Origin of the sequence: Acetivibrio ethanolgignens, from assembly GCF_001461035.1 — a bacterium.
GTDB lineage: Bacteria > Bacillota > Clostridia > Lachnospirales > Lachnospiraceae > Velocimicrobium > Velocimicrobium ethanolgignens.
Window position 1 is genome coordinate 1 of the sequence record NZ_LNAM01000158.1, and the last position, 23,777, is coordinate 23,777.

General features: G+C 42.1%; 22 protein-coding genes and 1 other RNA gene. 1 reads left to right on the forward strand and 22 read right to left on the reverse strand.

Going from position 1 to position 23,777, the window contains the following annotated elements:
- Positions 1-325: 325 nt before the first annotated feature.
- The 14 genes from ASU35_RS10050 to ASU35_RS10110 form a co-directional block, all read right to left on the reverse strand.
- Positions 326-514: a helix-turn-helix domain-containing protein gene (locus ASU35_RS10050; protein WP_058352893.1), complete on the reverse strand. Its 189-nt coding sequence runs from the start codon at positions 512-514 to the stop codon at positions 326-328.
- A complete protein-coding gene (locus tag ASU35_RS10055) occupies positions 511-1,050 on the reverse strand; it encodes a hypothetical protein (protein ID WP_058352894.1) in 540 nt (179 codons plus the stop codon). The genes ASU35_RS10050 and ASU35_RS10055 overlap by 4 nt, the downstream gene beginning before the upstream one ends.
- Before the next feature lie 15 nt (positions 1,051-1,065).
- Complete coding sequence (locus ASU35_RS10060) at positions 1,066-1,434, reverse strand: HU family DNA-binding protein (protein WP_058352895.1); 369 nt, start codon at positions 1,432-1,434, stop codon at positions 1,066-1,068.
- 453 nt (positions 1,435-1,887) lie between these two features.
- Positions 1,888-2,790 (reverse strand): dihydroorotate dehydrogenase, encoded by a 903-nt coding sequence (locus ASU35_RS10065; protein WP_058352896.1) that lies wholly within the window; start codon positions 2,788-2,790, stop codon positions 1,888-1,890.
- A 12-nt stretch (positions 2,791-2,802) separates the two neighbouring features.
- A complete protein-coding gene (locus ASU35_RS10070; protein ID WP_058352897.1) occupies positions 2,803-3,579 on the reverse strand; it encodes a dihydroorotate dehydrogenase electron transfer subunit in 777 nt (258 codons plus the stop codon).
- A 13-nt stretch (positions 3,580-3,592) separates the two neighbouring features.
- On the reverse strand, positions 3,593-4,516 hold the full coding sequence (pyrF, locus tag ASU35_RS10075; protein ID WP_058352898.1) for an orotidine-5'-phosphate decarboxylase: 924 nt from the start codon (positions 4,514-4,516) through the stop codon (positions 3,593-3,595).
- Positions 4,509-5,801 carry a dihydroorotase gene (locus ASU35_RS10080; RefSeq protein WP_058352899.1) on the reverse strand — a complete coding sequence of 431 codons (1,293 nt, stop codon included), beginning with the start codon at positions 5,799-5,801 and terminating at the stop codon, positions 4,509-4,511. The genes pyrF and ASU35_RS10080 overlap by 8 nt, the downstream gene beginning before the upstream one ends.
- 20 nt (positions 5,802-5,821) lie before the next feature.
- Positions 5,822-6,217 (reverse strand): NUDIX domain-containing protein, encoded by a 396-nt coding sequence (locus ASU35_RS10085; RefSeq protein ID WP_058352900.1) that lies wholly within the window; start codon positions 6,215-6,217, stop codon positions 5,822-5,824.
- Between the two features lie 86 nt (positions 6,218-6,303).
- Entirely contained in the window at positions 6,304-7,182 is an 879-nt protein-coding gene (locus ASU35_RS10090) for a DMT family transporter (RefSeq protein WP_242861257.1), read from the reverse strand.
- Between the two features lie 7 nt (positions 7,183-7,189).
- On the reverse strand, positions 7,190-8,881 hold the full coding sequence (gene ade / locus ASU35_RS10095) for an adenine deaminase (protein ID WP_058352901.1): 1,692 nt from the start codon (positions 8,879-8,881) through the stop codon (positions 7,190-7,192).
- 27 nt (positions 8,882-8,908) lie between these two features.
- Entirely contained in the window at positions 8,909-9,085 is a 177-nt protein-coding gene (locus tag ASU35_RS19285; protein ID WP_207644131.1) for a hypothetical protein, read from the reverse strand.
- A gap of 87 nt (positions 9,086-9,172) precedes the next feature.
- A complete protein-coding gene (pflA, locus tag ASU35_RS10100; RefSeq protein WP_083504241.1) occupies positions 9,173-9,907 on the reverse strand; it encodes a pyruvate formate-lyase-activating protein in 735 nt (244 codons plus the stop codon).
- A 4-nt stretch (positions 9,908-9,911) separates the two neighbouring features.
- On the reverse strand, positions 9,912-12,140 hold the full coding sequence (gene pflB, locus ASU35_RS10105) for a formate C-acetyltransferase (RefSeq protein ID WP_058352903.1): 2,229 nt from the start codon (positions 12,138-12,140) through the stop codon (positions 9,912-9,914).
- Positions 12,141-12,245: 105 nt separating this feature from the next.
- On the reverse strand, positions 12,246-14,300 hold the full coding sequence (locus ASU35_RS10110; RefSeq protein WP_058352904.1) for an aminopeptidase: 2,055 nt from the start codon (positions 14,298-14,300) through the stop codon (positions 12,246-12,248).
- A gap of 65 nt (positions 14,301-14,365) precedes the next feature.
- Here ASU35_RS10110 and rnpB point away from each other — a divergent pair.
- Positions 14,366-14,718: RNase P RNA component class A (gene rnpB, locus ASU35_RS10180), an RNA gene on the forward strand.
- Positions 14,719-14,808: 90 nt separating this feature from the next.
- On the opposite strand, the gene ASU35_RS10115 is transcribed toward rnpB, so the two are convergent.
- The 8 genes from ASU35_RS10115 to ASU35_RS10145 form a co-directional block, all read right to left on the reverse strand.
- Positions 14,809-16,440 (reverse strand): uridine kinase family protein, encoded by a 1,632-nt coding sequence (locus ASU35_RS10115; protein WP_058352905.1) that lies wholly within the window; start codon positions 16,438-16,440, stop codon positions 14,809-14,811.
- 24 nt (positions 16,441-16,464) lie between these two features.
- Positions 16,465-17,157 carry a tRNA (adenine(22)-N(1))-methyltransferase gene (locus tag ASU35_RS19290; RefSeq protein WP_147525425.1) on the reverse strand — a complete coding sequence of 231 codons (693 nt, stop codon included), beginning with the start codon at positions 17,155-17,157 and terminating at the stop codon, positions 16,465-16,467.
- A gap of 19 nt (positions 17,158-17,176) precedes the next feature.
- Positions 17,177-18,292, reverse strand: coding sequence for an RNA polymerase sigma factor RpoD (gene rpoD / locus ASU35_RS10125; RefSeq protein ID WP_058352918.1), 1,116 nt, complete (start codon positions 18,290-18,292; stop codon positions 17,177-17,179).
- A 40-nt stretch (positions 18,293-18,332) separates the two neighbouring features.
- Positions 18,333-20,108: a DNA primase gene (dnaG, locus tag ASU35_RS10130; protein WP_058352907.1), complete on the reverse strand. Its 1,776-nt coding sequence runs from the start codon at positions 20,106-20,108 to the stop codon at positions 18,333-18,335.
- A 5-nt stretch (positions 20,109-20,113) separates the two neighbouring features.
- Positions 20,114-21,133 carry a deoxyguanosinetriphosphate triphosphohydrolase gene (locus ASU35_RS10135; RefSeq protein WP_058352908.1) on the reverse strand — a complete coding sequence of 340 codons (1,020 nt, stop codon included), beginning with the start codon at positions 21,131-21,133 and terminating at the stop codon, positions 20,114-20,116.
- A gap of 71 nt (positions 21,134-21,204) precedes the next feature.
- On the reverse strand, positions 21,205-21,372 hold the full coding sequence (locus tag ASU35_RS18735; RefSeq protein ID WP_147525426.1) for a FeoB-associated Cys-rich membrane protein: 168 nt from the start codon (positions 21,370-21,372) through the stop codon (positions 21,205-21,207).
- Positions 21,366-23,423, reverse strand: coding sequence for a ferrous iron transport protein B (feoB, locus tag ASU35_RS10140; RefSeq protein WP_058352909.1), 2,058 nt, complete (start codon positions 23,421-23,423; stop codon positions 21,366-21,368). The genes ASU35_RS18735 and feoB overlap by 7 nt, the downstream gene beginning before the upstream one ends.
- Positions 23,416-23,661, reverse strand: coding sequence for a FeoA family protein (locus tag ASU35_RS10145; RefSeq protein ID WP_058352910.1), 246 nt, complete (start codon positions 23,659-23,661; stop codon positions 23,416-23,418). The genes feoB and ASU35_RS10145 overlap by 8 nt, the downstream gene beginning before the upstream one ends.
- Positions 23,662-23,777: the final 116 nt, after the last annotated feature.

Genomic DNA, 23,777 nt, shown 5'->3' on the forward strand with positions numbered 1-23,777 from the left:
AAGGGAAATCCAACTTAAAAACAACGATTTTTTTGTCTTAATTTATGGGTTCATTATAATTAACCAGAGATTCAGAAAAATTGTTTGCTAACTTCATATTGAAGATTGCACAACAAATAGACCTCGACAAAACAGACGAAGCCTTATAAATCCACTTATCCTATTGAATTTTCAAAATATCTTTATCATATAATGAGAATTTGTGCAGAATAGCACCATAGAAATAATCAGACTTACTCCTGAATCCTGATGTCGGAAACTTTATTTTACTTCGTGCCGACTGCGAAATATCCTACTTTAAAGGCTGTAGTCTCACCTATAAATATTAACACTTACTATAATCCAACTTGATAGATTTAGTTGTTTTCATCCATTCAATCAATGCTTCTTCTTCTACTCGATATTCTCTACCGATTTTAATTGATGGAAATTCTTTAGTTCTCATAAGTGCTTTAGCCTGTTTTTCGCTAATTTTCAATACGTCTTTTAGTTCTTCTACTGTTAAAATATTCATTGATTTTTCTCCATTTCTAAAATAAATTCTTTCATCTCATCAAAATTACCTTTAAATAGTACAGTATCATTCTGTTTTAAAATGTACTTCGCTAACTTCATAAAATCGTTTGGATTTGAATGTACTACGGACAAATCTTCTTTATTGATTTTTTCTATTAACGAGTTTAATTCCTTTTCGCAATTAATTCTGTATTCTTTCAGCATTTCTTTACAATGTTGCTGATTCTCTTTCTGGCTTGCCTTGATATTATAATTTGCATTTGCAAAATCGGTAACAGAATTAATCAGATCATTATATTCCGTATAATAAGCTGGTGGTTCTGCGTGATGTTTATGCTTTGCAACAGATTCTACAAATTTTTGATGCCACATTTTTAAACATTTACCATCCACTTCAAAATCTTTTCTCCACAAACGGAGCCACACGTCATAAATCCTACTATTACATAAAATATTTTGAGGATGCTTATTATATATGCATTTATAGAATGCAATAATACGTTTCTTTTCTTCAATATCGTTAATTTGTTTCATGCTTATAACCTCTCATCATCTTAATTCTCTTTCAGAAAGCCTCTTACACGCTTCCTCTAGTTTTGAACCAACAATCAGCTTTACTCTGTACTGTGCAGGTATAATAATCTCTTTGTCCTCATAGAGGTTTCTTGCTCGTTTTTCAGTGTAATACTTTGGCTCAAGTATCATATAGCTATTCAGTTTTACAGAATCACCATTTTCAATAATATCAACAATAACATCCATAAACGCACAAATCACGTTATCTACAATCTCTTGTGTATATTTAAGATTGTATTCTCTCTTATAAGAATGCTTGTTACCTCCAATGTTAATTTTTGTACCTTCTAGTTTTTCCACAACTCGTTTTACAATACCTGGTTTAACAATTTTTTCTTTCATTTTGTTTTTAATCCTCCTTAATTTTTGCCAATGAAATATGTCTTTTAACTGTGTATCAATTTGTGCTATATAATGGCTCTAAAACCCACCATAATCGCCATAGAACAATTTTTCTACTGTCTATGCGAATTTCTCCACCCAATAAATTTAGGCACTAAAATAAGTCCATAATCAATTATATTTCTATAACTAATTATGGACTTATGCAGGTGTCCAAATATTAAATTATTCTATGCTTTTCTTAATGGTTTACTGTACCATTTTCTGTACCAAACTTTTATCAAACTGCACCAAATGGCGATAAGTTATGATAACTTTTTCTAATAGCAAAAATCGGTTAAACAGCTTAAATTCAAGGAAAATCGGCATTTTAAACCTTCAAAACTGGGACATAACAGAGAACTCAATAAATTCCTGCTTGTACTGTTCCATTTCCGATTCCTCCTATATCCCCTATTTTACACATCCTATAATTTCCTGGATATCCTCTATCTTCTGTTCCTTCATAAACCGCTCCATGCCTTCAATAACCTCCAGAGTAGCTCTCGGATTGGAAAAGTTGATAGTTCCAATGGAAACACCAGTCGCACCGGCCATCATAAACTCAATCGCATCCTCTGCTGTCGCGATACCACCCATTCCTATAATCGGAAGCTTAACTGCCTGGGCTGTCTGGTAAACCATGCGGACAGCAACAGGCTTGATAGCAGGACCGGATAAGCCACCGGTCTTATTTGCCAGGGCGAAGCTACGTCTATAGATATCTATTTTCATACCGGTCAGCGTATTGATAAGAGACAATGCATCGGCACCGCCCGCCTCCGCTGCCCGGGCTGTCTCGGTAATATCCGTTACGTTTGGACTCAGTTTCATAATAATTGGCTGCTTTGCACGCTTTTTAAGCTCAGAGGTAATCGCCTCTACCGCCTTGGGATTCTGTCCAAAAGCAATGCCGCCCTCCTTTACATTCGGGCAGGAAATATTGATTTCCAGAAGGTCTACCTCCTCCCCAGCCAGCCGCTCTACTACCTCGCAGTAATCCTCCGTCGTCTTTCCACAGACATTTACAATAATTTTTGTATCATATTTTTTTAAAAATGGAATATCACGTTTTACAAATAAGTCGATACCCGGATTCTGAAGTCCAATGGCATTTAACATACCTCCATGAGTCTCCGCAATCCGAGGGGTTGGATTGCCCGGCCATGGGCTATTAGCTACACCCTTGGTAACTACAGCACCCAGACGGTTTAAATCTACAAATTCACTGTACTCTGCTCCTGAGCCAAAGGTTCCGGAGGCTGTCATAACCGGATTCTTAAGCTCTACTCCGGCAATATTTGCTGACATATTCATAATCTCTTCCTCCTATAGCTCAATCTCATTTGCATAGAAAACAGGACCATCCCAGCAGATTCGTTTATTGTGAACATTGGTATGATGATCTATCTCCTTTGACTTACATACACAGGCAAGACAAGCTCCGATACCGCAGGCCATCTTTTCCTCCAGGGAAATCTGGGCACGAATACTGTTCTCTTCGGCATAAGCCTTGATGCCGCGAAGCATCGGCGTCGGTCCGCAGGCAAAAATCATGTCTGCCGATAAGCCATTGGCACGAACCGCATCAATGACATTTCCTTTTGTTCCCAGGCTTCCATCCTCTGTTGCGAGATAAACTGCTCCAAAGGCTTCAAATTCCTTTGCAAGGAAGGTATCAGCATTCCGATAACCCAGTACAATCTGCACCTCAAAGCTGCCCTTTTTTCTTAAGGTTTTTGCAAGCTCCAGCATCGGTGGAATACCAATACCACCGCCAATTAAAATTGCCCTTTTACCCTCCAGGACAAATCCATTTCCTAAGGGTCCCATAACCTCCAGAGTATCTCCAGCCTTCAGCTGGGAAAATTCCTCCGTTCCCTTTCCGGCAATCCGGTATACTAAACGAAGCTGTCCTTTTTCTTTTTCAATTTCACAGATACTGATAGGTCGTGGTAAAAGCCGATCTCCATCCTTGCAGTAAAGAGCCAGAAACTGTCCCGGTACAGCCTCCCTGGCAATCTCTTCATCGGAAATCCACAGGCTGTATATGTTCCCGGTGAGACAATCAGAGTTCTCTACCTTTGCTGTATTTTTAAACTTCATAGCTTAATTTCTCCTATCCTAAAATGGCTGAATTAATATCCTCTCTCATGTCGATTACTGCCTGTCTGGAGGCATCTGCATAGCACTCTGCTCCGAATTTTTCATAGGCAGGCTGCTTATAAGCAGCAATAATACCACGGGAAGAATTTACAATAGCTCCCAGTCCATCCTTATTAAAATACGGTGCTAAATCCTTAGCCTTGCCACCCTGGGCACCATAGCCAGGTACTAAAATATACTGCTTTGGCATAATCTTACGAAGCACCTCACCCATCTGAGGATAGGTTGCACCAATAACACAGCCTACATAGCTGTAGGAATCTCCCATACATTCAGAACCCCACTGGGCCACCTTTTCAGCTACATGCTCATACAATGGCTTTCCATCAATCAGACGGTCCTGGAACTCCCCGCTGGAAGGATTCGAGGTCTTAACAAGGACAAAGATACCCTTCTTTTCTTCCTTACATACATCTACAAAAGGCTTGATTCCATCAATTCCAAAGTAAGGATTAACAGTCATAAAATCTTCATCAAAGCCACGATAGGTATTCTCCCCTACCTGCACCTTGCCGATATGGGCTGTTGCATAAGCAGCGGAGGTAGAACCGATATCACCACGCTTCACATCACCAATGACAACCAAATCCTTTTCCTTGCAGTAATCAATCGTCTTTTTAAAGGCTACCAGTCCTGGAATACCAAACTGCTCATACATAGCAATCTGCGGCTTCACTGCCGGAATCAAATCATAGGTAGCATCGATAAGCCCCTTATTGTACTGCCATACAGCCTCTGCTGCACCCTCTAAGGTTTCACCATGCTCTTTATAAGCCTTTTCCTTTATATGCTCCGGAATGTATCCAAGCATTGGATCCAGTCCTACTACTATAGGCGCCTTGTTTTCTTCAATTTTGTGAATCAGCTTGTTAATCATTGTCCTGTTCTCCTCTATACACTATATTTCCTGCAACAAGAGTCATCCATATCTTTCCTCTAACCTTCTTGCCATCAAAGGGAGTATTGTGTCCCATAGACACAAACTTAGAAGAATCAATCACATATTCTGCTGTCGGGTCAGTAATAACAATATCTGCTACACTGCCTACTGCCAGACTTCCTCTTTCAATTCCAAGAATCCGTGCCGGATTCTTCGTAAGCTTTTCACAAAGCTGATAGTGGCTGATCCAGCCATTATCCACAAGCTCAGTAACAGCCAGAGAATAGGCTGTCTCCAGACCAACGATACCAAAAGGTGCATCCTTAATAGAACATGCCTTTTCTTCCGCACTATGTGGTGCATGGTCTGTAGCAATTACATCCATAACACCATCAGACATGGCTTTTCTCAAAGCCTCTACATCTGCGCGGCTTCTAAGCGGCGGATTCATCTTGTAGTTCGCATCATCCCCAAGAATATCATCCTCTGTCAGGGTAAAATGATGTGGACAAACCTCTGCTGTCAGAGACAATCCCTGCTCCTTTCCCCAACTTACCAGGTCTACACTATCCTTTGTTGAGCAGTGGCAAAGATGTAGTCTTGCCCCTGTTTCTTTTGCAAGAAGAATATCTCTTGCCACAATTACATCCTCTACTGCATTGGTAATCCCCGGCATGCCGAGCTCCTCTGCCTTTTTACCGGCATTTAAGACCCCATTTCCTACCAGATTCTTATCCTCGCAATGAGCTAGTACCGTCATATTATGCTTTTTCGCCTTCTTTAAAGCCTCCCGGTAAAGTGCTGCATCCATAACACTTTTTCCATCCTCACTAAGAGCAATTACACCGGCTCTCTTCATTCCGTCAATATCAGCCAGTTCTTTTCCTTCCTGCCCCTTAGTAATGGCTCCGACCTGAATCACATTAATGATTGCTTCTTTCTTAGCTTTTTCTATTGCAAGCTCTGCCATCTCCTGACAATCAATGACTGGCTTTGTATTCGGCATCGCACAAATTGTCGTAAAACCTCCTCTGGCTGCTGCCCGAGCTCCTGTCTTAATTGTCTCCTTATGCTCGAAGCCCGGCTCCCGTAAATGCACATGCATATCAATAAAGCCCGGCATTACAAATTTTCCAGAAGCATTAATTACTGTATCAGCTTCTATTCCTTCAATCATGGGTGCTACCTTGTTTACCTTGCCATCCTCAATTAACAGATCCATATTAGCATTCCGTCCTGTAGATGAGTCAATCAGACGTCCGTTTTTAATCAATACCCTCATCTATTTTTCCTTTCTGCAGCTTACAGCTCTGCCCGTTCAATATCAGCCAATACCCTCTGGTTATCAATATAATCCTTTAATTCCTCTCTGGTCACCCAGCGGGCCTCACTTAGTTCTTCCGATAAAATTACCGGATCCGTATCTGCAATACATACATAAGCAATACCCACCTTGTGAGTGTCTTCAATGGTAAAGCTCCAGGTATACAGCATCCGCTCTACCTCCGCAGTCAGTCCGGTCTGCTCCTCAATCAGACGAAGTACGGCGGCATCCGGAGACTCGCCAAAGTCTACTGCTCCATCCACAAACTGCCACTGGTACGGATCCATGATGCAATCGTCATACCATTTTGCTAATATCAAATACTTATCCTCGCTACGAACGATTCCCTTTACTAATAAGCTACAGTTTTTCATAACTTGTCCTCATTTCTGCACGACATTTTAAGAAAAGAACCCTTCGATGCCGTGCCATCGAAGGGCCCATATCTAGTATTAGTATATCAATTTTTTTCGGACACTACAAGCCCCATTATACAAAGAACACACCCCAGCACAGCCAGCCAACTCATCGGCTCCTTTAAAATCAGAGCAGAGGTAAGCATCGTAATCGCCGGTAAAATGTAGATATATACACCGGTCTTTACTGCTCCCAGAACCTCAATAGCATAGTTCCAGCAAAGATAACAGACGGCTGAGGCAATTACCCCCAGATATAAAAGATTACCCAGGATAACCGGCTGCTTTAAAAGCTCTGTTTCCATACCATAGCCTTCCTTCCATAAAAAAGGAAGAAGAAATAAAATACCATAAAAGTGAGTTCTCCGGGTAGCAGCAATGCAATTATACCCACGGTCACTAAGCTTTTTATAAAAAATCGCATAAATTCCATAGGTCGCAGCTGCTAAAAGGGCAAGAAAGTCGCCAAAGGGACTCATATGCATAACAAGGCTTCCGTTCAGCTCTACTAAAATGATACCAGCCATAGCCACAGCAAAGCCAAAGAAGAAATTCTTCCCTGGCTTCTCATTCTTATATATAAAGCAAGCAAAAATAACAGTAAACATCGGTGCTACGGAAATAATAATACTGGCATTAGAAGCAAAGGTATGCATAAGTGCCATGTTTTCAAATAGATAGTAGAGAGTAATCCCTGAAAATCCAGTTACTGCAAACAGAGCCTCATCCTTCCAGCTTTTGGTTTTTTCTATCCTTGGATAAACCACCCATAAAAGCAGATAACAGATTGTAAAACGAATCAGCATAATTTTCATTGGATGAAGATTCTCCAGTAAAACCTTTGTTGAGATAAAGGTGGTTCCCCAGACAATGCTGGTAAACAGGCACAAAAGGTGCACCAGTATCATTTTATTTTTCTTCATAGTAACCTCATATTTTCTCAAATTTTTCTACATCAAACAGGCCAGTATCTAAAAGCCGGAGCTTTGGAATTACAGGAAGAGCCATAAAGGAAAGGGTGATAAACGGATCAATACCTTCCGCTACTCCCATGTCCTTTGCCATAGAAAGTATTTTTCCTGCCTTCCTTTGAATTTCTTCCTTGGATTCTTTACTTAAAAGTCCACAGACAGCTAAAGGAACAGCTCCCACTACCTTTCCACCAGAAGCAAGAACATAGCCACCCTGAATTTCTTTTAAATAATTGACGGCTGCTATAATATCCTCATCATTATCTCCTGCCGCTATAATATTATGGGAATCATGAGATACCGAGGTCGCTACCGCCCCATTTTTAATACCAAAGCCCTTAATCGGTGCAGCACTGACATTGCCATTTTTGCCATGCCGCTCTACGACACACAGCTTATTATAAACTGCATCTGGAAGAAATACACCATTTTCTCCTGGTACCTCCTCAAAAAGATGCTCTGTCAGAAGCTCCTTTGGTATCATACCAAGAACATGGTTTTTGTTTTCTTTTTTCACAATCAGCTTTTCCTTTGTAAGTGTTGGAAATTCTACCGTATGTAAAAGCTCCTCCCAACCAGTAAAATCAAAGCCTTCTACTCTATATTCCTCTGACGGAATACCCTTATATAATGTCATAGTAGCCTTTGCAGTTTTAACATCCTCTAAGACTACCAAATCTGCCTGGTAGCCCGGTGCCACAGCTCCCAGATGCTTTAATCCATAGGCTGATGCCGGATACCAGGAAGCCGTCTTATAGGCCTCTGCCGGCTCCATTCCTAAGGCAATGGCCTTTCGGACACAGACACTGATATGTCCGTCCTCTTCTATCTCCTCCAGGTGCTTATCATCCGTGCAGAAAGCACAGCGGGAAAATGGCAGTCCCTCCTTCAGCATACCGCTTACAATTGGCTCCAGATTCTTTGCTCCGCTTCCTTCCCGGATAAATATAGAAAGACCGGCTCTTAACTTTTCCTTAACCTCATCTATAGTAGAGCATTCATGATCATTTTCGACACCGGACAATCGGTAAGCCTGTAAATTGCCACCAGAAAGCCCTGGTGCATGGCCATCAATATGCTTCTTTTCAAAAAGAGAAAGCTTATCCAGTATTTTCTCTTCTCCTGCCACCACGTCAGTAAAGCACATAACCTCACCCAGTCCCAAAATCCTGTCCTTTTTCAAATACTCTTCCATATCCTCTGCCATGAACTCTCCTGCACCATTGGTATCAAAAGGTGTCGCCGGTACAGATGACGGAATCATGATATAGACATTAAGTGGAACATTTTCTGTCGCTGCCAAAAGAAAATCTAACGCCTTTTTCCCTTTTACATTGACCAGCTCATGTGGGTCTGCAATCAACGTTGTTGTTCCTGACTTTAAAACAGCTTTAGAAAGCTCCCCTGGCATCGCAAGCGTTGATTCAATATGTACATGAGCATCGAAATAACCTGGTACAATGTAGCGGCCCCGGCAATCAATTTCCCGGATGCCTTCATACTGTCCAATGCCGACAATCGTGTCCTGACAGACCGCTACATCCCCTTCCAAAAATTCGTTGGTAAAGACATTTAAGACCCGTCCTCCCTTCAGAACCAGGTCTGCCTTTTCCTTTCCTTCGGCTACTAATAGTAATTTACGCTTCTCCATGTGTAAATCCCCCTTATTTAATTTTATTTAGATTTCATACTCATTGCTTCCTGTGCGATAAAAGGCATCCAGACTTAAAATAGCCCCCTCTACCATACTCGATACCGCAGCATCTGTATAAAATGCCATATGCTGGGTCATCGTAACATTAGGGAACTGCCGCAGATAGGCCATATCCCGATTGGAAATAATAAGTGCTGTCAAGCAGTGGCATATGTAAAGATATTATATCACATTCCTTGTACAATGTCTCTAAATTTACATATTTTGCTTTTTCTCTTATATCAAAGGCTATTGCACTAATTTACCAGATTTTTCCAGAAGAAAACGTACCTTTGACACCAGCTCCTGGGTTGGCTCTTCTACTTCCTTTAACTGATAAGAAAGGTTTCTTTCTTTCCATTTAAATTCTCCCATCTTATGGAAGGGCAACAGTTCAATTCTCTCCACATTTGGGTATTCCTTCAGATACTCTGCCATGGCCTCTACAGCCTCTAGATTATCCGTAAGGCTCGGAACCAGTACATAGCGGACCCAAACCGGAATATTCTTTTCTCTCGTATAATTAAGGAACTGTAATGTTGGTTCTAAAGCAGCTCCTGTTACCTCATGATACCGCTCCGGATCAAAATTCTTTATATCCAGAAGTACCAGATCCGTAACCGTAAGTGCCTCTCTGGTTTTTTCATGGAATAGAAATCCAGAGGTATCCAAGGCCGTATGGATTTCCTGCTCCTTACATGCCTTGAAAACCTCCTTCACAAATTCCGCCTGCATTAACGGCTCACCGCCGGTGAGAGTTACCCCACCGCCGGAAAACCGCATATAAGACTTATATTTTACAATTTCAGTTAAAAGCTCTTCTACTGTATAGGTTCTTCCCTCCTCAGGATTCCAGGTATCTGCATTGTGGCAGTACTGGCACCGCAAGGGACAGCCCTGTAAAAACACCACAAACCGGATTCCCGGTCCGTCTACCGTTCCGCAGCTCTCAAAGCTGTGGATTCTTCCTGTCAGTTCACTCATATTCTTAGTCTCTTTCATGGAAGGTACGATTAATTACATCCAGCTGCTGCTCTCTGGAGAGCTTGATAAAGTTTACTGCATAGCCAGAAACGCGAATGGTCAGCTGCGGATATTTTTCCGGATGATCCATCGCATCCAGCAAAGTTTCCTTATCAAATACATTGATGTTGATATGATGACCGCCATCACAGAAATAACCATCCAGTAAAGCAGTCAGATGCTCGATTCTTCCCTGTTTCTCTTTTCCCAATGCCTTTGGCACAATAGAGAAGGTATAGGAAATACCATCCTGTGCATCCTTATATTTTAACTTAGCGACAGAAGCCATAGAAGCTAATGCACCGCTCTTATCTCTTCCGTGCATTGGATTTGCACCCGGTGCAAAGGGCTCACCTGCCTTACGTCCATCCGGTGTGTTTCCTGTCTTTTTGCCGTATACAACATTGGAAGTAATTGTTAAAATAGACAGTGTAGGCTTTGCATTACGATAGGTCTTTACCTTTCTAAGCTTACCAATAAAGGTGTGCACCAAATCTACTGCCATCTGGTCTACACGGTCATCATTATTACCAAAGGCCGGATATTCACCCTCAATTTCATAATCCACAACTAATCCACTGTCATCACGAATGGTCTTTACTTTTGCATACCGGATAGCCGACAAAGCATCTGCTACTACAGAAAGTCCTGCAATACCGCAAGCCTCAGTACGGAATACATCAACATCGTGAAGTGCCATCTGCAGCTTTTCATAATTATATTTATCATGCATATTATGAATCACATTCAAAGTATTGATATACAGCTCGGACAGCCAGTCAAGCGTCTGGTCAAATCTTGCCATAACCTCATCATAGTCCAGGTATTCACTGGTAATCGGTGCAAACATTGGTCCAATCTGCTCACCGGATTTTTCATCACGGCCACCGTTGATAGCGTATAAAAGTGCCTTGGCGAGGTTAGCTCTTGCTCCGAAGAACTGCATCTGCTTACCAATCCGCATAGCAGATACGCAGCAGGCAATACCGTAATCATCGCCCCACACATCTCTCATGATATCATCATTCTCATACTGAATTGAGCTGGTATCAATGGAAACCTTTGCACAAAATTCCTTAAATGGCTTTGGCAGGGAATTAGACCACAGTACTGTAAGATTAGGCTCTGGTGCTGGTCCTAAGTTATAAAGGGTATGCAGGATACGGAAGCTATTCTTGGTTACAAGAGTTCTTCCATCCATACCCATACCGCCGATAGACTCGGTTACCCAGGTAGGATCTCCGGAAAACAGCTCATTATACGCCGGTGTACGAAGGAAACGTACCATACGAAGCTTCATAACAAACTGATCTATCAGCTCCTGCAGCTCCTCTTCCGTAATAATTCCCTTCTTTAGATCTCTTTCAAAATAGATATCCAGGAAGGTGGATACACGGCCAAGGCTCATTGCCGCACCATCCTGCTCCTTAATAGCACCCAGGTATCCAAAATAGGTCCACTGTACAGCTTCCCGGGAATCCTTTGCCGGAGCTCCGATATCATAGCCATAGCCGGCAGCCATTTCCTTTAACTGCTTTAATGCCTTAATCTGCTCAGAAAGCTCTTCTCTTAACCGGATATCCGGAGATTCGATAACATCTCTCTCCAGAAGCTTCTTCTGCTCCAGTCTCTCTTCAATCAATGCATCTACCCCATACAGGGCAACTCTTCTGTAATCACCGATAATCCGGCCTCTTCCGTAGGCATCCGGGAGTCCGGTAATAATACCGGTATGTCTCGCCTTTCTCATGGCATCGGTATACACATCGAATACTCCGTCATTATGAGTCTTTCTGTTATGGGTATAAATACTCTCTGTCGTAGGGTCAAGCTTATAGCCATAGGCCTCCAGAGCATTCTTTACTACACGGATGCCGCCATTTGGCATAATGCCACGCTTTAATGGCTTATCTGTCTGAAAGCCCACAATAACCTCTTTATCCTTATCCAGATAAGCCGGACCAAAGGTGGTAATGGTAGAAGGGTGCAGAGTCTCTGCATCAATAATTCCCCTTTCATTTTCCTCCTTCATCAGAACCTTTACCTCTTCCCATAACGCCTGGGTTCTTTCGGTTGGTCCAACAAGGAAGGAATCATCACCCTTATATGGCGTGTAATTGTGCTGAATAAAGCTCCTTACACTGATATCCGTTGTCCAGCTGCCTGTTTCAAATCCATTCCATTCTTCTCTCATGCTGCTAATCCTTTCTATATATTGTAGCTTACTCGTATAATTTTGTCAGTTAGCAACTATATATTATTATTAAGTTGCAGCTTTGTCAATTGTAAAAATTGCTAGTTACGCATCGAGAGCCTTATTTAATTCCTCTGTGCCAGGTAAAACAAATCGGCCATCCTTTATAAGAATAGTTCTTATTCCATTTTTATCATAAACAGAAATCTCACCTAACTCATCATAAGGAATGGTGATATCTGTATGACAGTTAAAGTATGCCTTTTCTATTTCTGTCTTTCTCAAAATAGAAATTTCGTTATCCTTTGCAACCATTTCCTTTCCATCTGGCCCAAAGGTCTTTACCTCCTCCTGCATCCGAAAACAAGTATCACCAACTGCAAAATGCGGCCCTGTTTTTTCTGCAATCAAAATCGGTAATTTGCCAGAAATCCCATATTTCCTGGCCATAGCATAAGCCGTCGTATTCGTTCCAATCGCAAACTCTCCAATAGGAAGAGTCTCCTGTTGATTCATAATATTTTCTTTGATAAATTTCTTATTTTCTGCTTCCTCTGAAAAGTTTTTACAGGTATAGTCTGCAATTTTTCCATCCTCAAAGGTAAGCTCTAAATCCAGGTACTTAAGCTCCCGCAAATACACCTCACTGACATGTAAAACACCGTTGGTTCCACTAAGCCTTGGGGAAGTAAATACCTCTCCTACCGGAATGTTAACATCGGCAAGACAATTTTCAAACAGGGTTTCCTTTTCCGGATCAGAAAGCTTTTGCAGGGCAACCTTCAGGTTGGTATGATTCTTTCCCATACCGAGGATATGAACATATTCTCCCTGATCCAATACATCGATAAGCTTCTGCTGGATGTCCCGGTACAAATCCATATCCAGTGTATTTACCTTAACTGTTTCATCAAATATTTCGTTAAAGTTATCTCCGATTTCCGGAATTGGATATGCAATAATCGTAAAGCTGGTCTCTTCCATCTTTATATATTTATTTCCCAAAATAGAGGCATTTCTACGGTAATCTACCATAAGCTTCTGCTGCTTTTCGTTATAGGAAAGAGCCTCCTCCTTTGCCTTCGGTGCAAATGGCTGCTCTCCAAACACTTCAATCAGGGCAGGGCCTGCAAATTTTCCCGCTGCCTCCTTTACCTCTTCATAGGCAGCTGTCATCCCGGAAATCCTTCTGTCCGCCAGTGCTTTATCCAGATACAGAGCATCATCATAGCGGTGGTCATAATCATACTGCCGGTTTGCCCGGGAGCTTACAATTGCTGTTCTGCGAAAGGTAGGACACAGTCCAAGTTCGGAAAATTGCTCTACTGCCGCTCTTACAATCCGTTCAAAGCCCAGATGATAACGAATCTCTACTGTATTCTTAATGGATAAGTCCAGACGTCCATTGACAAAGCCAAGGCGAAAGCCCTCGGTATAGGTTCTTGCCAATGCCTCTATCTTTTCTTTACTTAAACTGTTTAGATATCTTGCCGTCTTTATCTCATTTTCCGTAACCAGCTCCCCATAATAGTAAAGGTAGTCCGGTCCAGCCGCCTCACAGCTTTCCTTTGTTAAATCTGCATCTTTAATAATCGCCGTTGCAAAACCATACTCTGGCAAAAACAGCCGTTTTGTATTCTCCCGGCAGCGTACCTCTGTATAATCACTGTCAAAATAATAAAGAGCTGATTTTACTGCCTGAACGGTTGTCTCATCCTCATCCTCAAACAGATTGAATATTTCGATAAACAGCTCCATTGTAAAGGTCCGTTCTGCCATAAGTCCCTCATAGGCATAGGCTATATTTTTCCGCAGCAAGGTATACAAAACACACAGAGCCGGCCCATAGTCTTTTCCAAGCCTTTCATTGGCATAGGACGGATTTGTATAGCTTGTTTCATAAGCCTCATTACGAATATCTTCATATAGGGCTTCATTCATCTCCTTCAGCTTTGCCCCTTCTGTCTTCTCTCTTGCTTCTGTCATCTTAGCAGCCTTTTCTGTCAGTAAGAGAAAATCTGCTGCCTTTTTAAAATATTCCTGATAGGAAGCACCAACACTTCCTACGTCAGCAGCAATCTCCTGAATTCTGGAGGTTGCCAGTTCATAGCGTTCCTCCATTCCTTTATTTTCTTCTTTGATTACTTCCATATAACTCATATCACAATTTCTCCTATATTTTTTCTTTTGACTTTTTTACAAATAAATGTTAGAATACCCAAGGATGAGTAGCACGGATGGTCGCGGCTGCAAATGCCGAAAGGCTGCAGGTGAGGAAAGTCCGAGCTTCACAGGGCAGGATTCCGGATAACGTCCGGTGGAGGTGACTCCCAGGCCAGTGCAACAGAAATAAACCGCCCGGAGCTTTTCCGGGTAAGGGTGGAAAGGCGAGGTAAGAGCTCACCGCCTGTCTGGTAACAGACAGGGCACATGTAAACCCAATCCGAAGCAAGACCGAACAGAAAGCGATACGGCTGCCCGTCGTGCTTTCGGGTAGGTCGCTTGATTCTGGTGGCGACATCAGAACTAGATAGATGACCATCGATTACAGAACTCGGCTTATAGTGCTACTCATTTTTTCTAAAAACTATTTCAACAGAGAGCTTCCATTTGGAAACTCTCTGTTTTTAATTCGAGGCAAGGAGTTTGCTTTGCAAACTCTTTGTTCTCAGATATGGAAATAGCTGTTTCCTACAAACTCTCTTAAAATGGAATTCTTTGGTACATCCTCACTGGATACTCCTACAAAGTAATCCAGGAATTTAAGAATTCTCTTTGCCTCCATATAAGCCGGCTCATCCTCCCGGATACCAAACAATATCGGCTCTGCATACTGCTTTAGCACAGCCAGTTCATAAATCAGTGCAGAATTAAACATAACATCCGCCTGTTCCTGGAATGGAAAAATATATTCTTCTTCTCCTGCCCGCACAGAGGACCACATGTCAATGGTTCGTGCCGCACTGGCACCTCTGGTTCTGGCATCCCTTACCATACGGCGGATCAGACGCCCATCTGAGGTCGGAATCTGGTTATGTTCATCTATATTCAGCGTTGTCAGGGCACTGATATAGATTTTAAACTTACTTTCTGCCGGCAGAGAATAGGATAGCTTGTCATTTAGTCCATGGATGCCTTCAATCACCAGAATATCATCCCTCCCCAGCTTCTTGTAATTACCCTTATATTCACGCTTACCCGTCTTAAAATTAAAGGTCGGCAGTTCTACCGTTTCACCGGCAAGTAAAGCCAGCATATCCTTGTTAAACTGCTCAATATCAAGAGCCTCAAGACACTCAAAATTATAAGTGCCATCTTCATTTTTCGGTGTCTTCTCCCTGTCAACAAAATAATCATCCACAGCAATCGGATGGGGCTTTAGCCCAAAGGTGCGAAGCTGTATCGACAATCGGTGGGAAAAGGTAGTCTTTCCAGAGGAAGATGGGCCTGCAATCATAACAAATTTCTTGCCTTTGGAGCTTGCAATCTGTTCTGCTATCTCGCCAATCTTCTTTTCCTGCAGTGCTTCCTGCACCAGCATCAAATCACTCATACCGCCAGAAGCAATAACATCATTTAGAGCTCCTACCGTAGCAATTTCCATTGTCTGATTCCAACGGCTTGCCTCGCGAAGAACAGAAAACAGCTTATTCCTTGGTACAAACTCCGGTACCCTCGTTGGCTCCTTTCTGGTAGGCAGCTGTAAAATCAGTCCTTTGTCAAAGCTGTATAAATCAAAATATTTTAATGCACCCGTACTGTATGGCATATAGCCAAAGAAATAGTCCTCAAAACCGTCCAGATTATAAATATTCGTCTTAGATACCCGACGGTACTTAAAAAGCTTTTCCTTATCGTACATCCGGTATTCATGAAAGCGTCTGACTGCCTCGCTGGTATTCATCGTGTATTTGTCAAAAATAATATCCTCCTCCACCAGCCTGTGCATCCTGTCTTTGATTTTCTTCCGAATTTCCTCAGAAATACCCTTTTCTCCAACAGCCGCTCCTTTAATCTCAATATAATATCCAGGCCCCAAGGAATGCTCTACCGATACCTTTTCAATTTTATCTCTTTCAAGCACCTGGTAAACAGCCTTCATAAGAACCATAATAATTCCTCTTACATAGGTTTTCATACCGGCAGAATGCTCTGCCGTAAGAAAGGCTATTTCTTTTTCCTCTCCAGAAACTTTCTTTCGAAGCTCCTTTAACTGTCCATCTGCCACTGCCAGTAAAATATCATTTTTGTATTCTGCCTGATGTTCCCTTGCCAATTCATAGTATGTCTTTTCTTTCATATTCTTCTCCTTTTTCTGTTGTATTTATGTATAATATGCCAAAGCTTCCTCCATATATTCTAGCTCCTGCAAAAGTTCTGAAAGCCTCTCTTTATTTCTATCATGAGCTTGTCCAGAAAGCTCTTTTGTCACCTTGGTAAAGCTTTCTTTTCCATACTCCAGAAATTCCTTTAAAACCGGATTTTTCTGCTCTAAAAGAAGCTTTCCAAAGCGATAAAATATCTCTTTGTCATAACATTCCTGTCCTTTTACAGCCCGGATGCCGGTATAGTGCTTACCATCCTCTGTAAGCATAAATTCTTCTACAATCCGAAAGCCCAGCTCATGAATATAATGTCTGACATTGCCAATCTCTGACTGAGGCTGCAAAACAAGCTCCTTTACTGTTTCCACAACCTTCCTGCTCTCCGAAAGAATCTTTACAGTAAGGCCACCCCCCATACCACTTATCAAAATAGTATCTACTTCTCCAGGCAAAAGCTCCTTTGCCCCATCCGATAATCTTGTCTCTATCTGCCCGGAAAATCCACATCGACAAATATTTTCCTTTGCACGCTCCAGAGGTCCTTTATTAATATCCATTGCAATTCCGGAAGGAATAATTCCCCTTTCTGCCAGATAAATTGAAGTATGGGCGTGGTCACAGCCAATGTCTGCAAGTCGGTTTCCTTCTGTCACCATGGCTGCAACTGCCTCCAAGCGTTTTGATAACTGCATAATAAACTCCATTCCAATTTTATTCCAAATAATCCTTCAGCTTCCGGCTACGGCTCGGATGACGCAGCTTTCTTAAAGCCTTTGCCTCAATCTGGCGGATACGCTCACGGGTTACATTAAACTCCTTGCCAACCTCCTCTAAGGTTCTGGCTCTTCCATCGTCCAGACCGAAACGCAGGCATAAAACCTTCTGTTCTCTCTCAGTAAGTGTGCCTAAAACATCGCCCAGCTGCTCCTTTAACAGAGTAAAAGCAGCCGCCTCTGCCGGTACCGGTACATTGTCATCCTGAATAAAATCGCCCAGATGACTGTCCTCCTCCTCACCAATCGGAGTTTCTAAGGATACCGGCTCCTGGGAAATCTTCTGAATCTCCCGTACACGCTCTAATGGCATATTCATCTCTGCTGCAATTTCCTCTAAGGAAGGCTCTCTTCCAAGCTCCTGTAAAAGCTGCCTCTGTATACGAATCAGCTTATTAATCGTCTCCACCATATGCACCGGAATACGAATGGTTCTTGCCTGGTCAGCAATCGCCCTGGTAATTGCCTGGCGAATCCACCAGGTCGCATAGGTACTAAATTTATATCCTTTGCGGTAATCGAATTTTTCAACGGCTTTAATAAGTCCCAGATTTCCTTCCTGAATCAGGTCTAAAAACAGCATCCCCCTGCCAACATATCTTTTGGCAATACTGACTACCAGACGCAGATTAGCCTCTGCAAGACGCTTTTTAGCATCGGTATCGCCTTCCTCCATCTTCTTAGCAAGCTCGATTTCCTCATCTGCACTTAACAACGGTACTTTTCCGATTTCCTTCAGATACATTCGCACAGGATCCTCAATACTGACACCCTCGGGTACAGAAAGATCAATATTTTCCAAATCTTCCTCTTCTTCCCCATCATTTTCCATTTCCAGAATAATATCATCATCGGAAATATCATCTGTAATCCTTAATACATCTACACCCTTGGATTCCAGGAACTCGTAGGTCCTTTCAATCATCTCCGGACTCAATTCCATATCGCCGAAAAATTCGTTAATTTCCTGTACCTCCAATACATTTTTTTTCTTCTTTGCCATCTCCAAAAGCTCTTTCAGCTTTTCTGTAAACTTAACCATTCCTTCATCCATAACCTGCACCTTGTCCTTTCCCTTGACTTGTTACTATATACTAACCAACCTGTAAAGAAATATGCAAATTCTGTAAATTCTTCTGTTCCTCAATGAGCCGCTGCAGACTGGATAAATCCGTCAAATGCTGAATTTCGTATTCCAGACTTGCTGCCTTCACCCGCTTTACAATGTCATTAAAAGCCTTTTCCCGCTCTGGGGGTGACATTTCCTCCTGAAAGCCAGTATGAAAAAGCTCTGCCACCTGTTTTTGTTCCTCCTTACTTTCAAAATGGTTGATAATCTTTGCCGGTGTTACCGTTGTCTCCTTTTCATACTGTGAAAACAGCATCTGTGCTACCTCATGGTATATTTCCCCCCTAAAGTCATCTTCTGTAATCACACCTTTTATTTTCTGGAACAGGGAAGTATCATCAATCAGCCAGGTAAGCAAAAGCTTCTGGGTCTTATGAATACCTTCTTCCTCCCTTTTTCCTTCTCTTTTAAGCTTCGGCTCTTCACTTCTTATATAAGAGGCCGAGCCAATCAGCTGGCTTCCATAGCGATTGACCAGACGCCTTAAGTTCTCAAAACCGATATGATACATCCTATCAATTGCCTCAATATAATTATTCCGCTCGATTTCCTCCTTGAAATCCGTCAACCGCTTTGCCACTTCATTAAAAAAACGGGTCTTTTGCTCCGGATCACTTAAATCATAATCCCTTTCCAGAACCTCAATTTCAAAATAAAAGCTATTCTTTGCATTCTGAAGCCGTTTTTCAAACTCTTCAGCTCCTAAAGCCTTGATAAATTCATCCGGGTCTTTAAAGGGGCACATATCCACTATTCTGGCAGAAAGTCCTGCTTCCTTTAGAATCGGAATAGCCCTTAAGGCTGCCTTGGTACCGGCACCATCACTGTCATAGGTCACTAAAATCTCATCCGTATACCGCTTTAAAAGATTAGCCTGCAACCCGGTAAAAGCCGTCCCCAGCGAAGCTACAGCATTATTAAAACCTGCCTGGTGAAGGGCAATTACATCCATGTAGCCCTCACAGATAATCATATTCTTCTTTCTGGAAAGCCGTGCCAGATTCAGTCCGTAAAGATTACGGCTTTTATCAAAAAGCTTTGTCTCTGGTGAATTTAAATATTTTGGTGTTCCATCTCCCATCACACGGCCGCCGAAGCCAATAACCCGGTTATTAACATCCATGATAGGGAACATAGCCCGGTTCCAGAATTTATCATAGGCTCCCTTCTGCTCATCCATCGTAATCAGACCGGATTCCTTTAAAATATTATCCTCATAGCCCAATTTTTTTAAGTATTGATATAAATCATTACCAAACTTATTGGAGTATCCCAATCCAAAGCCTTGGATAGTCTCATCGCTCAGCCCTCTTTTTTTCAGATACGCCATAGCCTGTCCGCCTCTTTCCGAGCGGAGTTGGTAATAATAATACTTAGCTGCCTGCCTATTAATCTCTAAAAGCCGGGAACGTAAATCCTGTGCTCTCCTGGCTTCCTCCGAATACTCCGCCTCCGGCAGCTGTACTCCGGCTCTCTGTGCCAGGTATTTCATTGCCTCTACAAAGGTATAATTTTCATACTCCATTAAAAAGGTGAAAACGTTGCCTCCCACACCACAGCCAAAGCAGTGATACATCTGCTTTTGACGGCTTACAGAAAAGGAAGGTGTCTTTTCTCCATGAAAGGGGCATAGCCCCATATAATTGGAGCCCCTTTTTGTCAGCTTTACATACGAAGAAATCACGTCTACGATGTCATTTCTCTGACGCACTTCTTCTACTAATTCTTCCGGATAAAACATATTTCTTATTTGACCTCCCAAAAGCTTGGAATCTTTAATTCTTTAAACTTTGATATTGCATAACGGTCTGTCATTCCCGCAATATAATCACATACAACTCTCTCATCCGATTCGCCCCTCTCCCTCATGTGGGTATACTCTTCTGGCAAAAGCTCTGTATGCCTCATATAATATTCAAACAGTTCCTTTAGCATATTCTCCGCCTTACGCTCCTGTCCTTTGGCAATTGGATTGGTATATACATAAGAAAACATGTATTTCCTCAAATCAAACATAGCCTTGTGAACCGCCTCTGACATAAGAACCTCATTTTTTCCTTCACTGTTTTTTATAATATCATGAATCAGGGTATTCAACCGCTCCCGGCAGCTACGTCCCAGCACACTGCGATAGGCCTCTGGTATATCCTCTTCCTTTATAATATGTCCTCGGATAGCATCATCAATATCATGATTAATATACGCAATTTTATCGGAAAGCCGGACAATCTTTCCCTCCAGCGTTGAAGGCATTCCTGCCGTCTGATGGTTTCTTATGCCATCTCTTACCTCCCAGGTCAGATTCATACCCTCTCCATCCTTTTCTAGAAGCTCCACAACCCGGATACTCTGCATGTGGTGGGAAAACCCCTCACTGCACACCTCGTTTAATGCTCTCTCACCAGCATGCCCAAAAGGAGTATGTCCTAAGTCATGTCCCAAAGCAATCGCCTCAGAAAGCTCCTCATTAAGCCTTAAAGCCCTGGATATCGTTCTGGCAATCTGGGCCACCTCCAGTGTATGGGTAAGTCTGGTCCTGTAATGGTCTCCCTCCGGAGCCAGAAAAACCTGGGTCTTATGCTTCAACCGCCGAAAGGACTTACAGTGCAGAATCCTATCTCGATCCCGCTGGTAACAAGGCCTCACATCACATTCCGGTTCCGCCTTATCACGCCCTCTGGATGAATCACTAAAAGAAGCAAAAGAACTAAATATATCATGCTCTCTTGCTTCCATCTTTTCCCGAATGGTCTCAAATCCGTCCATGACACTACCCCCTTTAAACGCAAAAATCCTGCTATAAGTAATATTCGACGGATTTTCTCCATTTCCTTTTTTTATTTTTCTCTAGTTGAACGCAATTTTTCATATTCCCGGCACGATGAACAGCCATCGCAGCCACTGCAGCCACAGCTACATTTTCCAGCCTTTATATCCTTTATCTTTTTTGTAACCACCCAGCCACAATAAACCACTAGTACTGTAATTATCAGTATTTCTACCATATAAGTCCTCCAATCTGATATACTAAAACTGCCATAAGCCATGCAATAACAAGCTGAAGAGCTATTGCTGCAGCTGTAAGCTTTGCGGAATTTAACTCCTTTTTCATTGTCGCAATCGTTGCTACACAAGGCACATATAAAAGGCAGAATACCATCAAGGCATAGGCATTCAGAGGGCCAAAGCCATACTGTCCTAAAATTTCTGCAAAATCAGTCATTCCTGTATCCGAATTAATATTTCCAACATGGAATAAAACGGTCATACTGGACACTACAACCTCCTTTGCTGCAATACCCGATATTAAGGATACTCCAATCTGCCAAAGTCCAAGACCAGCCGGAGCCAGCACCGGTACTAAAAGCTTTCCAAGCATGGCACCAAAGCTGTCTGACATATCAGCCACCATACCAGATGGGCCAAAATTTAAAATTGCCCAGACTGCAATCGAAGCTACAAAAATCGTTGTTCCTGCCTTTTGCAGGTAATCCTTTACCTTTTCCCAGACATAGATAAAAATAGTATGGGCATTTGGTGTTTTATACTCTGGAAGCTCAATTAAAAGCATATCATTTTCCTCGCTTTTATCAAGCTTTCCCATAACTAAAGCTACTAAAATAGCTACCAAAAGACCAATTACATACATGGAAAAGGCTGCAAACATCGCATATTTTCCAAAAAATATCTGTGAAAATAATACATAGATTGGAAGCCTTGCACTACAGGACATAAAAGGCGTCACAAAAATAGTCTTAATTCTATCTCTTGGATTTTCCAGAGCACGGGAGGCCATCACTGCCGGTACAGTACAGCCAAAGCCCAAGAGCATCGGAATAAAAGCCCGACCGGACAAGTGAATTTTACTCATAATGCCGTCCATAACATAGGCCACTCTTGCCATATATCCACTATCCTCTAAAATTGCCAGAGCAAGGAAGAGAATAAAGATATTTGGCAGGAAGGATAGAATACCTCCTACGCCGGCTACAATTCCATCAATCACTAAAGAGGTTAAAAGCTCACCGGCTCCAACCGCCCTTAAAGCTACAGCAATCCAGGCAGATACCGCATCCAGAAGAAGCTCCATATACCCCTTTAAGAAATCTCCAACGGTAAAGGTAAAGAAAAATACCAGAGCCATAATACCAAGAAACATCGGTAGTCCCAGCAAAGGGTGAGTCAGAAGTGCATCCACACGATCTGTTTTTTCTTCCTTTTTTATCTTATTTACCAGAACCTCTTCTATAATTTCCTCAATAAAATCATATTTCTGATTAATAATCTCAGTTTCGTAGGAGTGATCCACAATACCAGAAAGCTCCAATGGATACTTCTCCATAATTTCCGCATCCATTTCCAAAAGCTTAATTGCATACCAGCGTGGATTTTTAAGCTCTCCATACTTTTCCTTTAAAAGGGCAATAATCTCGTCAATCTTATCCTCAATCTCATCGGAATAAACCACAGCATATTCTGAATGATGCTGATGCTTATGGCGGCCGTTTCCCTGCTCCTTCATAGCATAGTGATGATGCTCCAGATTACTGTCGCTAATCTTTGCCTGATGGTGGGCTACCGTATGCATCAGAATATCTAAGCCTGTCTTTTTACGGGCAGACACCGGAATACAAGGAATACCCAACATCTCCGGCAGACGATGCAGATCAATTTCCATTCCCCGCTCTTCTACAATATCCATCATATTCAAAGCCAGAATTACCGGTTTTCCAAGCTCAATCAGCTGTAAGGTCAGATACAGATTTCTCTCCAGACAGGAAGCATCCGCTATATCTACAATAACATCCACTTCATCCTCTAATATATACTGTCTGGAAAGCTTTTCCTCCATTGTATAGGAGGTCAGACTGTAAATTCCCGGAAGGTCCACCAGCTTGAAAATATGCTCATGATATTTCATCGCACCTTCCTTTTTCTCTACTGTAACTCCCGGCCAGTTTGCTACCTTAAGCCTCGCACCGGTATACGCATTAAAAAGCGTTGTCTTTCCGCAGTTCGGGTTGCCTATAAATCCTACATTCAATTCCTTACTCATTCTCATGGCCTCCCTCTACTGCTTCCTCTATTTCAATCTGCCGGGCAATCCGTTTACCAACTGCCAAACGGGTTCCACGAACCTTAAAAATCACAGCTCCATCCTTTTTCCGGTTCTGAACCTTTATCTTAGTTCCTACCGTCAGTCCCAGAGCCTGCAACCTTTGCAGCAGATTTCCTTCCATTTCCAGTCCTGTAACCTGATAATATTTTCCAATTTCGCCATTTTGTAATGTCATAGCCCTCGACTCTTTTCTTTTGATAATAATTCTCATTACCCATTAGTAGCTTAGTACAGTTTTTTTAATTTGTCAACTCCTATTTTTTTGAAAAGTATGTTATACTACTGTCAAAA